We start from the raw sequence: 15,497 nt of genomic DNA, 5'->3' as shown, positions 1-15,497 counted from the left end.
TAATATAAATAATCTATGACACACTTTAATAAATATAAAAAATCATTGTTGTTTGGTTGCGTCTCTGTGATGTTTTCCCTTACAGTATCCGCTCAGGACAATGATTTAACCGCAACAACCGATTCCATTAAAATGAATACCAATAAATTGGTATCCAAAATTAAGGAAGAAGTAAATTTAGGATTCCAGAATCGAGAGAATATAGACGTGGTTGGTGCGGTATCAACTATCGAACCCGATGATTTCCTTAAATATGATAACACCCAATGGGTTCGCGATGCCTTATCAGGTAGAATGCTTGGGCTTAAAGGAAGCGACAACATCCGTGGTTTAGGTTCTGCCTTAATCGTTGTGGATGGTATTCCAGGTAGAAGCATCGATTTGCTTAATATGGAAGAAATCGAGGAAATCACCATTCTAAAAGATGCCAATGCAGTAGCTCTTTATGGTGCTATGGGAAGAAATGGCGTTATCGTTGTAAAAACGAAACGTGGTGCAGTAAAGCAAGAGTTTAATGTAAGTGTTAGTTCAGGAATCAAATTTCCTACAAGAATGCCAAATTATCTGGGATCTGCTGAATATATGATGCTTTTTAACGAAGCTAGAGTTAATGACGGTGCAACTCCAAGTTTTTCCGACGAAGAAATTGCTAATCACGCCAGTGGAGTAAATCCTTACAGGTATCCTAATGTAGATTTTTACAGTAGTGATTATATGAAAGATAACGCTTCATTTACCAATGTGGTGGCAGATTTCTCAGGATCCGTAGAAGATACCAAATATTATATCAATGTTGGTTTTAGGAACGATCAGACAATACAGAATGTTACCGATAACGATAAAGGTGTTAAGCGTTTTAATGTTCGTGGTAATATAGACTTTCGAGTAAATGACTGGATCAAGAGTAGCTTTGATATGATTGCTGTTATTGAACAAAATAAAGCTTCTTTAACTAATCTTTACGATGAAGGTAACAATTTTAGACCAAACCTATATTCTCCTTTATTACCTATTAGTGCTGTAGATGTCATGAACTATCCAGAATTAGCAGGTGTTTTACAAGCTGCCAATAAATTTAATGGATTCCTTATAGGGGGAAATCGAAATTTTAGAGACAATGTGCCTTTGGCTAATGTATATGCTGGTGGGCGTACTACCAACTTAACAAGAATAAGTCAGGTAAACAATGCAATCGATTTTGATTTGAGTGCTGTTACGGAGGGATTATCGGCTAAAACCTATTTGAGTTTTGATTTTTATAATTTCTACAATACTAGTAATGTAAATCAGTTTGCCGCTTATGAGCCTACTTGGAATGATGAGGGTAAGATTATAGGATTGGAAAACATAAGGGATAATGACATTGCTGGACTTACAGAAAATATTAATTCTAATGTGTTTACTATTCGTTACGGTTTCTATGGGATGATTAACTACGAGAAAATGTTAGGCAAAAATCATGAGATTAATACTTCTTTAATAGCGCTTGCAAATAGCACTCAGGTTATAGACGAAAAACAATCTTCTAAGAATAGCCATTTAGGATTGAGCGTTAATTATAAATACAAGAACAAATTGATGTTCGATTTTAATGCGTCTTATGTAAATTCTATAAAATTAGCCGAAGGAAATCGTGGTAAGTTTGCTCCTACCTTAGGTTTTGCCTATGTACTTTCTGAAGAAGAGTCTTTAAAAGATTCTTCTTGGTTAAATTATTTAAAACTACGATCTTCTATGGGAGTTGTTTATTCTGATATAGGTATTGATGGATATTTTTTATATGATGCTATTTATCAACAAGGTGGTAATAATGGATTTTATAATTGGGGAGATGCCAATGGTTCTGGTTTCAATAACCAATACACCACAATAGGCAGAGGACAGAATAATAATTTGGGTATGGAAAAAAGAATGGACTATAACCTTGGTTTCGAAGCCTTGATTGCCAAAAAAATATGGGTAGAGGCTAATGTTTTTAGATCTGATTTGACAGACCAAGTAATCAATGCAACCACTGTATATCCAGAATACTATGGAGGATTTAGACCTTATTCTAATTTCAACGCTGATAAATATTCTGGTTTTGAATTCGGAGCCAACTATTTAGATCGTTTTGGTGAGTTTGGAATGAACATCGGTGCCAGAGTATTATACATCAATTCTACTAGAAAGAAGGTAGATGAAGTTTATGCAGACGAGTACCAGAATAGAGAGGGTAAACCTGTAAATGCTATTTTTGGCTTGAAGTCTATGGGCTTCTTTGGTGAGGATGATTTTAACACGGATGGTTCCCTTAATGCAGGTATACCTACGCAGTTTGGGGCATTACAGCCAGGAGATATTCGTTATAAAGATATAAACAACGATGGAGTGGTAAACAATCAAGATGAAGTTTCTATAGGTCGATGGGATTCTCCTTGGACTTTCAGTTCTGATATTACCTTAGATTATGGTCCTTTTACTCTCTTTGCACTTTTAACTGCCGAAGTTGGAGGTAATGGTGTAGCCGATGGTAACTATTATCGTCCTCAAGGAGATCAAAAATACTCTGAAGTGGTTCGTGGGCGTTGGACTCCAGAAACAGCTAATACGGCAATTTTTCCGAGACTGTCTTCATTGCCAAATACAAACAACTTAGGTGTAAACTCAGACTTTTGGTTGTATGACAATAGTAACTTTAGGTTGCAACGTGTACAATTGACTTATGATCTACCAACAAATTGGGTACAGAAGATGAAGATGCAAGATTTTAGTGTATTCGCTTCCGGATCAAATCTTGCAGAGATTTCAAAAAATAAGGACATTCGAGAACTGCAATTGAGTAATAGCCCAATGTACCGTTACTATTCTTTGGGACTTAGAATGAAGTTTTAACTAAAAAAAATAGATTTTAGACATGAATAATATTTTTAAATATACAGCGATAGTTTTGGTTCTTTTATCCGCAGGTGCTTGTACTATGTTCGAGCCCTTGGATGAAAACCTACTAGGGGAAGAGCGATTAAACATTGATCCCGTCTTTGCCGAAGGCTTACTGCTTAACGGCTATGATGAAATGCCTAATCAGTATTCTTTTAGTGATGTGGCTACTGACGATGCAGTAAATAATGTAGTTAACAATTATACACGTATGGCTACAGGTGAATGGAATTCTCAAAATACACCTACAAGTAGATGGGGACAGTATGAGCAAATTCTATATGTGAACAACTTTTTAGAAGTTATTGATAATGTGTTTTGGAAAAGAGATACTATTACCAATCAACTTTTTAAGGAAAGGATGCGCGGTGAAGCAATTGCGTTGAGAGCGATAAGACATTTTTGGGTTTTACAAGAACATGGAGGTAAGAACAATTCAGGTGAATTATTAGGAATACCTTATATTTCTGAGTTATTATCTTTTGATGCTGATTTTAACATACCAAGATTAGGCTTTCAAGAAACGGTGAATCGTATCAATACAGATTTAGAGGAAGCCTTAGAATATTTGCCAATGGATTGGGATGGAGATCTTGCAAAACGCCCTTCAAGGTATAATGATATTGATGCTGAAAGATATCAGTTTGTTTTTGGTAGTTCTCAAGATGGTCGTGTTAGCGGAAGGATTATTAAAGCCATTCAAGCAAAATTAAATATATTGGCAGCTAGTCCAGCATTCTTAAACGGATCTGGAGATTATTACCAAATAGCAGCCAATATTTTGGGTGGTCTATTGAACGATAACGGAGGAGTAGCAGGATTGGATCCAAATGGGTTAACCAATTTTTACGATTTTCCTAACGGTACCCGTAATTTTCCAGAAGTACTGTGGAGAGAAAATGTATATAGCTCTGCATGGGTAGAGGAAGCTAATTTTCCGCCTTCTTTAAATGGAGATGGAGCTGTAAATCCTACTCAGAACTTAGTAGATGCATTTCCAATGTTAGATGGTACTCCGTTCTCAACTTCTCACCCAGATTACGATGCAGCGAATCCATACACTAATAGAGACCCTCGTTTGGCTTTGTATATATTGTACAATGGTAACGATCTTAATGGTAGGGTTATCAATACCGGTGTTGGTGGTGGTAGTGACGAGGTGGACAAGGTGCAAGGTAAATCTACACGTTCTGGTTTCTACATGAAGAAATTGGTAGCTCCAGATTTAGTAATCAGCAACGATGGGAGTACAACCACAACAGAAAAAATGAGTATTTATTTACGCTATACGGATCTATATCTATTGTTGGCTGAAGCTACCAATGAATTAGGAGGTCCTGATAATATGGTAGATGGTATGAGTGCTCGTACTATAATTGGAGCGATCCGATCTAGAGCTGGAGTAGGTCTAAGTAATGGGGATGCTTACTTGTCTAGTATCACTTCTAAAGCAGATATGCGAGAATTGATTAGAAACGAACGCAGATTAGAACTTTGTTTTGAAGGGTATCGTATGTACGACCTAAGACGATGGGGGATTTTGGATAATACACCTAACGCTAAAGGAGCGAAATATAATGGGGCTAATTATACAATTTTAAATGTTGAATCTAGAATTTATGGTGATAATGCCAATTATGGCCCAATACCACAGAACGAGATAGTTAAATTTAATAAATTAGAACAGAACCAAGGTTGGTAACCTATCGTATAACCAGAAAATAAATTAGGTTTGGTTTAGGTTCTCGGTAGGTGCCGGGAACTAAATCCAAAATATGTTTAATAATAATAAATTCTTCATTAATGAATACAAAAAATATAGTTTTATTAATAGGTGCTCTGATAGCTTTATCATGTAGCAACACCGAACCGGAGTTTGATGATTACGATTTTCAAGGAGCTTATTTTCCTTATCAAACCCCAGCCCGTACTCTTATACTAGGAGATTATGATTTGGCCTTTAACGATAATGATAATGATTATAGGTTCGAAATAACTGCTTTGATGACAGGAGTTTATACAAACGATAAAGAACGAAAAATCTATTTTGAAGTAGACAATAGTCTTTTAAACAACGTAGCAAATGTAAAGGCACTTCCTGCAGAATATTATACGTTTGAAACGGTAAGTCCTGTATCTATTCCTTCTGGTTCTACCAAGGGAAGGATTCAAGTTCAATTACGTGATGCGTTTTTTAAAGACACCTTGTCGTTTGGTAAAGTAAATACCACTAATTATGTAATTCCGTTGGTAATGACCAAGGCTGATAATTTAGATACCTTGTCCGTAGGAAGGAGCTTTATGTCTAATCCAGATCGTGTAAACCCGTTAGATTGGGATGTGCTTCCAAAGGATTATACCTTGTTTGGTATTAAATTTATGAACAGGTTTCACGGTAACTACCTTAGAAGAGGTAATGATATGATTACGGATCCTACCTCTACAGTAGGAAGGGTATATAATGCAGGTTTTGTAGAGAGAGATGAATTAACACTTTTAGAAACAGCAGGAATGGACAAGGTTAAATATCAAAACCTTATTGGTCGTGGTGAAAACTCTAGCCCAGGTAATGTTGTTATGGAACTTTCCTTTAATGAGGATAACACTTGTACTATAAGTAGTTATAAAAAAGATCCTTATGGAGTTACAGGTACCGGTCAATTTGTTGAAGACGGAGATTCTTTTGGAGGAAATAAAAAAGATGTAATTTATTTAAATTATACTTATAAAGATGCCGTTAACGCAGAGACACATACCGTAAAGGATACTTTAGTAATACGAGATAGAACAGCCATCTTTGAAGAGTTTACAGTTGAACTTAAAGACCTATAGATAATGATGAGAAATATAAATAATTTACTATTTAAGTTCGTTGCCATTGTATTGCCTTTAATATTATTGAGCACATCTTGTAGTGACGATGAAGAAAATACTTATTCGAGGTTAAGTGGAATTTCAATGAAAACGCAACCCAAAGTAAAGTATGTTTTGGGAGAAACATTAGATCTTACCAGTATGATAATCACCTTAGGTGAAGGAGAGAATGGTGAAGATATACCTTATTCTTCTTTTGAAGAAAAAGGAATTACCACAGAGCCAACCAATGGAAAAGTATTAGATTTTTCTGATGAAGCCGTGATTATAACGGTAGGTAATACTGGAAAAGGTATGATTCAGGCCATAGATGTTACCAATAATATAGTAGAGCTTAGAGTAAAAACAGAACCTAAGACGAATTATGTAAGTGGAGAAATATTAGATTTATCAGAACTTGTTATAACAACAGTTCAGGAGGACGGAACCACTGTAGATGTGGCTTTTGCTGATTTTGGAAAAAAGTTTGAAACCACCCCTATGAATGGTGATATTCTTGCGGTAAATAATACAAGTGTTGTTATTTCCTATTTAGAATCAGAAGCAAAGGTTACTCAATCCATCAATGTAATCGCATTTGAACCGGTAAGCGCTACTTTAGTGACGGGGCCTACAAAAAATGTATACGAAGTAGGAGAAAGGTTGAGCCTTGAGGGTACAGTTATTAATTATGTACTTCCAGGTGGACTAGAATATGAGGTGTCTTTTGAGGATTTTACTTCTTACGAAATTACAACGACGCCTGCCAATGAGGATAAATTGAAGGTTACCAATACTGAAGTTCAAGCAATCACCGCTATGGGAACCATGGTTGTGATACCTATAACCGTGAATCAAATTAATGTTACCGGAATGACTATAGATATGAAACCAGCGAAAACACTATATGCCGCGGGAGAATTGATAGATCTTCAAGATCTAAGCGTAACATTAGCTGTTACTGGAAAAGGTGACGTGAAAGTTGTCTCAGAAGATTTTGAAATCTATGGTATTACTACAAACCCAGCAGAAGGAACCGCTTATGTAGACGGAACTACGGAAATTGTGGTTAGTTATCCTGGTATTGCAGATACTATTTCCATATCCTTGGGATCGGAGATTATCTACGAATCTGATTTCACTGCCGGTATAGATGGTTGGACCAATCAAGGTTATGATGGTGGTTCTTCTAATGTTTATGCGGAAGAAGGAGTTATGATTTCTACGGACATTGTTCCTGGAACCAACCTATGGTCGCTACAATTGTATAAACCAAGCATTACTTTAGAGAAAGATGTAAAATATAAACTTACTATAGAATTAAAGGCCGTTACTGGTCAAGGAGGTTTTAATTTTAGCTTTTCCGTTGGTGATGGTGATGGGCGTCACGGTTGGGGTGCCTATGGCGCACAAGGAAGTGTATCACTTTCCGATTCTGAATACACAACGTATGACGATGTGTTTACTATGACGAAGAATACTACAAATGCGGCTAGAATTTTATTGGATAATGGATATCAAACCAACGGTATTATGGTTCGATACGTAAAACTTGAAAAATTATAAAATCTAATCAAAAAGTTGAGGTGTTGGCTTCCTTAAATTTTGCCAACATTAAACCATAATGTAATATTATAGTTTAGATATATGGGTTAAGGCTAAAGGATGATAAAATCTTTTAGTCTTGACCCTTTATCAATTTATATAGTATTAGAAAATAGGTAAACGTTCTTTTACTAAAAATTTATGAATAAAGTTTTAGCATACATAGGTGAAAATATTAGCAATTCTAGTTTAAGTGTAGAGGAATTGGATAATGAATTAAACCTAAGTAAAAGTCAATCATACAGAAAAATAAAATCTCTAACAGAATAAACTCCAAATGAATTGTTAAGAAGAATTAGATTAGAAAGAGTATATCAAATATTAGAAACTGGTTCTGCATCTTATTTTCTAAAATGTTTTAAAGCACATTTTAGAAAACTTCCAGCCGAGGTTGTTCTCAAAGAAAAAGAATAACTCTTTCCTTTTTATTCTTTAAAGGTGCAATTAGCTACTAATAGCTATTAGAGGTAGTGTTTGTATTATTTTACCCTATAAAGAGCCAAAATTAACACCACATGCATTCTTTCTTTCACTCAAAAGTACATCAACTTTCTATATTTGGATAGTAGTATGTGTTAGTTATACCGAAAGAATATTCCATAAAAAATATCATTTTAAAAATATTAATCGTGGGTGCTTTAATACTGTTACTAGTTTTAATCATTAATTAATGACCTTGAATAAAAGTAAGATGAATATCAACAAACTAAAATCTAGAAGCGCTTTTAATATCTGCTTCCTTTCACTATTTCTTGTTTTTTCATGTAGTAAAGAAAAGACTGAATTTAAATTTCAAAATGAATCTTTATCAACAGAAGAAAGAGCGGTAGATTTAATTAGCCTAATGACCTTGAAAGAAAAAATATCTCAAATGAGATATGATGCACCTGCAATAGAAAGATTAAATGTTCCAGAATATAATTGGTGGAACGAATGTTTGCATGGAGTTGGAAGAGCTGGTGAAGCAACTGTTTTTCCGCAAGCAATAGGTATGGGAGCAACCTGGAACCCAGACTTAATTTTTAACATGGGAACTGTTGTTTCTGATGAGGCAAGAGCAAAATACCATAAGTTTATTAGTGAGGGAAAAAGAAGAATGGGGCAAGGTCTTACTTTCTGGACTCCGAACATTAATATTTTTAGAGACCCACGTTGGGGAAGAGGACAAGAAACTTATGGAGAAGATCCTTATTTAACAAGTAGAATAGGGGTAAACTATATAAAAGGTTTACAAGGTGATGATGAAAAGCATTTAAAAGTTGTAGCAACCGCAAAACATTTTGCAGTTCATAGTGGACCAGAAAAATCGAGACATCAAGACAATTATGTAACTAATAAAAAAGATTTATACGAAACTTATTTGCCAGCTTTTGAAGCTGCTATAAAAGAAGCAAAAGTACATTCTGTAATGTGCGCTTATAATAGGTATAATGATAAGCCTTGTTGTGGTAGTGATTTATTACTTCAAAAAATATTAAGAGAAGATTGGGGTTTTAGTGGGTATGTAGTTTCAGACTGTTGGGCAATAAATGATTTTTGGGAAGAAGACAAACATGCTGTTGTAAAAACACCAGAAGAAGCAGCTGCAATGGCAGTAACAAGTGGTACAGATTTAAATTGTGGTAGTGTTTACGATCCTAATTTAAATGAAGCAGTTTTAAAACAGTTAATAAATGAAGAAGAATTAGATGTTGCTTTGGTAAGATTGTTTTCTGCTCGTTTTAAATTAGGGATGTTTGATGATCAGAACAATGTTAAATGGTCTAAAATACCTTACGATGTTGTAGCTAGTGAAAAGCATTACAAATTGTCAGAACAAATAGCCAAAGAATCTATGGTGTTGTTAAAAAATGATAATAATATTTTACCTTTAAGTAAGGATATAAAATCGATAGCAGTCATTGGTCCAAATGCAGATTCTAAACAAGCATTGTTAGGTAATTATCACGGAACACCAAAAAACTTTATTACACCGTTAAAAGGATTGCAAGAGAAATTGCCAAACACAACTATTAATTATGCATTAGGTTCTTACATTGCAAAAGAATGGCCAACCTTAAAAGCAATACCTAGTGAGGTTTTAAAAAATGAAAATGGTACAGGCCTTAAAGCTGAATATTACAACAATAGTAATTTAGAAGGAGAACCGGTATTGGTAAGAAACGATGCAACTGTAAATTTTATTTGGACACCTATTAGACCTATCGAAGATTTAAAATCGGATGATTTTTCAGTAAGATGGTCTGGAGAAATAGTACCAAAAGAAACTGGAGATTATAGAATTGGTTTAAAAGCAAGTAGCTATGCAAAGCTTTATATTAACGATTCTTTAAAGTTTGAGTATAGTGCAGATTATGAGCCAAAATTAGAATATTTTAATGCAAAATTAAAAGCAAAAGAAGCTTATAAAATAAGAATAGAATATAGCAATACACTTTCAGATCCTCAAGCTCATTTAGTTTGGGCAAAATTAAATGAAGACTTATTATCACCAGCAATAAAAGCTGCAAAAAAATCTGAAGTTGTAATTCTTTGTTTAGGATTAACACCAGAAATAGAGGGCGAAGAAATGTCTGTTGTTATAGAAGGTTTTGATAAAGGTGATAGGTCTAAAATTACACTACCAAAAACACAGGTAGAATTAGTTAAAAAAATTCAGAAATTAGGCAAGCCAACAGTGGTTGTTTTAATGAACGGAAGTGCTTTGGCTATTAATTGGACGTCAGAAAATATTCCTGCCATTTTAGAAGCTTGGTATCCTGGTGAATTTGGTGGTAATGCAATTGCAGATATTCTTTTTGGAGATTATAATCCGTCAGGAAAACTACCACTAACTTTTTATAAATCTGTAAAAGATTTACCAGATTTTAAAAATTACAACATGGAAAATAGAACTTATAGATACTTTAAAGGAGAGCCTTTATTCTCTTTTGGTCATGGTTTAAGTTATGCTAAATTTGAGTATTCTAATTTAAAAATATCAGATAAAATTGCAAAGAATGATGATGTCGTTATTTCTGTTGATGTAAAAAATAACAGTAAATATTCCGGAGAAGAAGTTGTACAATGTTATGTTACGCATAAAAATGATACAATTAAAAATAACCCAATAAGAAGTTTGGTAGATTTTAAGAAAGTACTTATAAAATCGAACGAAACTAAAACAATAACATTTAAAATTCCATCTACAAAATATGCAAGAATATCTGAAGAAGGAAAAAAAGTAATAGAATCTGGAACGATGAATATTAGTATTGGTGGTAAACAACCAGATGTAAAGTTGTCATCAGAAAAGAATGTATTAGTAACTAAAGTTCAAATTCAATAAAATTAAATTACTCAAAATGATAAAAATGAAAATCGCGATCATAGCATTAGTTATGATATGTACTCAGAGTCTGTTTTCACAATCCAAGACTGTTGTCGGGACAGTAAAAGATGCTATGGGAGAATTATTACCTGGTGTTAGTGTAGTAGTAAACGGAACACAAAAAGGAGTACAGACAGACTTTGATGGTCTATTTAAGATTGAGAATATTTCGCCTACAGATGAGTTAGTTTTTGCCTATATTGGTATGACTGGTCAAACCATTTTAGTTGGAGATAGAACAAATATAGATGTTGTTTTAACAGCGTCTTTAGAAAGTCTTGATGAAATAGTTGTAGTAGCTTATGGTAAACAAAGTAGAAAAACAGTTACAGGTGCCATTGCAACAGTAGATGCAGCAGAAATGGCCGCATTACCAGTAACAAATGCAGAACAAGCTTTACAAGGTAGAGCTGCTGGTGTAACTATCGTTAATTCGGGGGCACCAGGGTCTAGTCCTCAAGTTTTAATTAGAGGTTTAGGTACTTTTGGTAACAACAGCCCTTTGTTTGTTATTGATGGTGTAATTGTAGGAGATCTTTCTGGAATTAGCCCTTCAGATATAGAAAATGTATCTATATTAAAAGATGCTTCTACTACTTCATTATATGGAGCAAGAGGTTCTAATGGTGTCGTTTTAGTAACTACCAAAAGTGGTGAAAAGGGGAGAGGAAAGTTAAATGTTTCTTCATATGTAGGTGCTCAGGTAGTTACTAATAGGTATAATCTTATGAACACTACTCAGTATTTACAATTTGCAGCTAATAACAATGTATTTCCAGACAGACCTGCAGCAATATTTGAAAACAGTACAGATTGGCAAGATGCAATATTTCAAGTAGGTTTAATACAAGATTATAAATTAGATTATTCTAAAGGAACAGAAAATAGTACGCAATATTTTTCAGCAGAATATTTAAAACAAGAAGGTACAATTATTAATACTGGTTTCGATCGTTATTCTTTTAGAGCAAACAGTTCTTATACTTTAGGAAAGTTAAAGTTTGGACAAACTATGTCTATATCACTAAGTAAATCTAAAGGAGAACAAATGGGTGGTGGTAGAACATTAATAACACATGCTGTAAATTCCGTGCCTTTTTTACCAGTATATAATCCTGATAACCGTGGAGGGTTTCAAGGGCCAGATAATGTTGGTGATAGCCAAAATGCAGAGAATCCTGTTCGTATTCAAACACTACCAACATTTAGTACCCATAATTTAGGTATTATTGGTAGTTTGTATGGTGAATATAACATTTTAGAAGGTCTTAAATTTAGAACCCAAATAGGTTTAGATTATTTTAATAGCAGAAATAGCACTTTTGTGCCTATTTTTTCTGATGATGCTAGTAATACGCATTCACAAGATTTTGCTACTTTTGGTGCAGGTGTATCTTACGGTCAAGGATTGGTTTTTACAAACAGCTTAAACTATGTTAAAACATTTGCAGAAAAGCATAATGTAGAGTTTTTAGCTTTAGTTGAACAAACAAAAAATACTAATTTAGGTTTTGGTGGTAGTGCAAGAAACCTTGTTACTGATGAATTACAGCAGTTTGGCCAAGATTCTCAAACGATTGGAAGTGGTAATAGCAAAACAACTAGATTAGGTTATTTAGCACGATTAAACTATGATTATGATACTAAATACCTATTCTCTGCTTCTGTAAGAAGGGATGCTTCTTCTAGATTTGGTGAAAACAATCGTTGGGGTACCTTCCCGGCAGTATCTTTGGGATGGGTAATTTCTGAAGAAGAATTTTTTGGAGATATTAGTAGTATTAATAATTTAAAATTAAGATCTAGTTACGGTATTACAGGTAACGATGCTATTGGAGATTACTTGTACTCTGCAACACTTGTAGGAGGTTTTGAATATCCTGTAGGAGGTTCTTCTGCACCAGGTTTTACCGAAAATGGTGGTTCAAACCCAGATTTAAAATGGGAGGAAATTACTACATTAAATATAGGTCTTGATGTAGGAATACTTAACAATAAATTTACTGCTAGTTTAGAATATTTTAAAAACAGAAGTGATGATTTATTAGTTGATTTACCAACAGCATTATCTTCTGGTTCTCATGCTGGTAGCATTACAACAAATGTTGGTTCTGTAGAAACAAAAGGTTTTGAAGCTATTTTAGGATATAATGATAATGAAGGTGATTTTACGTGGTCTGCTAATTTTAATATTGGTTCTAGCACCAATAAAGTTTTATTTTTAGGAGTAGGTGAAATTCCTAGAAATTTTCTGCAAGATGCTGCGGTTAACGTTACAAATATTCAACTGGGAGAATCTATAGACCATTTCTATGGTTATATTAGTGATGGTATTTATCAAAACCAAGCAGAAGTAGATGCTGTTTTTTCTGCAAACCCTGGTCAAACAGATGTACTACCTGGAGATATAAGATATAAAGATGTAAATGGCGATGGAAATATTAATGCAGATGACAGAACTGTGTTAGGAGATGGACTTGCAGATTTTACTTATGGTTTAAATTTAAGTGCTAATTATAAAAATTTTGATGCTAGTTTGTTTATTACTGGTGTACAGGGAGTTGATGTATATAACACCATTAGATATGATTTAGAAGGTGGTGCTCGTAGAGTATTTAATGGAAGCCCTGCTTTATTAGATAGTTGGACTCCGGATAATTTAACAACTACAACACCAAGATTTGGTGGGTCTACAGAAAACTTTGCGGTATCAGATAGATTTATTGAGGATGGTTCTTATACTAGGTTAAAAAATATTAATTTGGGATATACAATTCCTAACGATTTGTTAGGTGGTTACCTTTCTAAACTTAGGCTGTATGTAAGTGCACAGAATTTAATTACTATAACAGATTACAGTGGGTTAGATCCAGAGTTAACATCTGGTGTGGATTATGGAAGATACCCACAACCAAAATCTTTCTTATTCGGAGTTCAAGTTTCATTTTAAAAAATAATAATCATGAAAAAATATAAAATTTTATTTCTGTTTCTTACAGGAGTTTTTGCCATAAATTCTTGCAATACAAATGATCTAGAACTATCAGATCCAAACCAGATAACACCAGAAACTTTTTTTGCAAACGAAGCTCAAGTTCAGTCTGCTGTTAATGCGTCTTACGCTAACTTACAACCTGGTGCTTTATATGGTAGATTAATGTGGTTTATGAATGACAATATGTCTCAAGAAGCTGTTAATGGTGGTGGTATGGAACCAAATAAAGAAGTTTTTTTAGACTTTAGCTTTAACGCTACAAATGTGTTTATTAGAGACTATTGGGATGCCTGCTATAGAGGTATCAATAAAGCAAATTTTGTAATTGGTAATGCGTCAATTATTGATGAAATTCCAGAAGGGGAATTAAGTAATGCAACTATGCTAAAATTTTATGCAGAAGCTAGATTTTTACGTGCACAATACTATTGGTTGTTGGTTAATAAGTTTGGTAATATTCCATTAAGAAACGGAGATTTTACACAGCCAGAAGGAAAACCGATTAGTCCAAAAGCAGATGTAATTAAATTAATAATTGAAGATTTAGAATATGCTTCAATTCATTTATTGCCTAAAGAGTCAGAAGAGACAGGTAGAGCCACTAAAGGTGCTGCACAAGCCTTTTTAGGAAAAGTTTTTTTGTATGAAAAAAGATATGGAGATGCTTTAGTTTCATTTAACAAAATGTCGGGTTACGATTTAGAACCAAATTTCTTAGATAACTTTTTAGAAGAAACAGAACATGGTATAGAGTCAGTTTGGGAAGTGGAATATGATTTAAGTTTAGGTACTAGCAATAAATGGGGGAGTGATGGTACTGGTAAAAACCATGCTACTTTTAGAGGACAAGATTATGGAGCCTTAGATTGGTTTGGATCTGCTCCTTCAGATGATTTAGTTAATTCTTTTGAAGCTGGTGATAAGAGATTAAATAGCACATTTTATTTTGCAGGTGATTCTTATGATAACAATACTAAAACCTTTAAGGCAAGTGACTTTTCTGTAGGTAGAGGTTGGAGAAAATACCAAAACTATTATAAGCAACCTAGTGAAGTACAAGAATCTGGAATTAATGCGAAAGTAATTCGTTATGCAGATGTGTTGTTAATGATGGCAGAATGTGAAAATCAAAAACCTGGTGGTTCACAATCTGTTGCTGTTGGTTATTTAAATAGAGTAAGAGCTAGAGCAGGGGCAACAGCAGGAGGGGTGTTTCCATTGTTATCAACTACACTTTCAAAAGAACAAGTTTTTGAAGCTATTGTACATGAAAGAAAAGTAGAATTAGCAGGTGAACAAGTTCGTTTTGATGATCTTATTCGTTGGGACAGAGCTGCAACTTTTTTAGCCGGTACTGGTTTTCAGGTAGGTAAAAATGAATTGTTTCCAATACCACTTCAGGAAATTTCTTCTAACGTTAATGTTACAAGTGCCGACCAAAATCTAGGGTATTAATAAAGATTAAAAATTAATAATTTGAGTTGATTGATTAAAACGGCGTATTCTAACGAAACGCCGTTTTTTTTATTTTTAAAAATACACAACATCTAAATATTTTTTTATTGCAATAAAAAAATGAATTCCAAGACATACTAAAAAAGAAATTTACACTTGTCTCTGGAACAAAATTGAATATAGAATTTTAAAATTTTGATAAGTAAACCAATGCTTGTCAATATTAAAAACGCTGGTAACAAGGTGTTTATATGTGTAAATCTGTTTCATTAAATAATAAATAGTTAAGAAAAAACAAAC

Annotated in this window: 8 protein-coding genes; all 8 read left to right on the top strand. The window is 33.8% G+C overall.

Going from position 1 to position 15,497, the window contains the following annotated elements; genetic code table 11:
- Nucleotides 1-15: 15 nt before the first annotated feature.
- The 8 genes from GQR92_RS06145 to GQR92_RS06115 all read left to right on the top strand — a co-directional run bounded on the left by GQR92_RS06145 (nucleotide 16) and on the right by GQR92_RS06115 (nucleotide 15,197).
- Nucleotides 16-2,874, top strand: coding sequence for a SusC/RagA family TonB-linked outer membrane protein (locus GQR92_RS06145; protein WP_158838290.1), 2,859 nt, complete (start codon nucleotides 16-18; stop codon nucleotides 2,872-2,874).
- A gap of 22 nt (nucleotides 2,875-2,896) precedes the next feature.
- Nucleotides 2,897-4,621 carry a RagB/SusD family nutrient uptake outer membrane protein gene (locus GQR92_RS06140; RefSeq protein WP_158838289.1) on the top strand — a complete coding sequence of 575 codons (1,725 nt, stop codon included), beginning with the start codon at nucleotides 2,897-2,899 and terminating at the stop codon, nucleotides 4,619-4,621.
- A gap of 101 nt (nucleotides 4,622-4,722) precedes the next feature.
- Nucleotides 4,723-5,751: a DUF5627 domain-containing protein gene (locus GQR92_RS06135; RefSeq protein WP_158838288.1), complete on the top strand. Its 1,029-nt coding sequence runs from the start codon at nucleotides 4,723-4,725 to the stop codon at nucleotides 5,749-5,751.
- Nucleotides 5,752-5,754: 3 nt separating this feature from the next.
- A complete protein-coding gene (locus tag GQR92_RS06130; RefSeq protein ID WP_158838287.1) occupies nucleotides 5,755-7,338 on the top strand; it encodes a carbohydrate binding domain-containing protein in 1,584 nt (527 codons plus the stop codon).
- Between the two features lie 180 nt (nucleotides 7,339-7,518).
- A complete protein-coding gene (locus GQR92_RS18120) occupies nucleotides 7,519-7,647 on the top strand; it encodes a hypothetical protein (protein ID WP_302849601.1) in 129 nt (42 codons plus the stop codon).
- A 421-nt stretch (nucleotides 7,648-8,068) separates the two neighbouring features.
- Nucleotides 8,069-10,705 carry a glycoside hydrolase family 3 protein gene (locus GQR92_RS06125; protein WP_158838286.1) on the top strand — a complete coding sequence of 879 codons (2,637 nt, stop codon included), beginning with the start codon at nucleotides 8,069-8,071 and terminating at the stop codon, nucleotides 10,703-10,705.
- A 16-nt stretch (nucleotides 10,706-10,721) separates the two neighbouring features.
- A complete protein-coding gene (locus GQR92_RS06120; RefSeq protein ID WP_158838285.1) occupies nucleotides 10,722-13,697 on the top strand; it encodes a SusC/RagA family TonB-linked outer membrane protein in 2,976 nt (991 codons plus the stop codon).
- A gap of 12 nt (nucleotides 13,698-13,709) precedes the next feature.
- A complete protein-coding gene (locus GQR92_RS06115) occupies nucleotides 13,710-15,197 on the top strand; it encodes a RagB/SusD family nutrient uptake outer membrane protein (protein ID WP_158838284.1) in 1,488 nt (495 codons plus the stop codon).
- Nucleotides 15,198-15,497: the final 300 nt, after the last annotated feature.

This window comes from Polaribacter sp. L3A8, from assembly GCF_009796785.1.
Lineage (GTDB): Bacteria > Bacteroidota > Bacteroidia > Flavobacteriales > Flavobacteriaceae > Polaribacter.
This window is presented reverse-complemented; position numbering and strand designations above follow the sequence as displayed.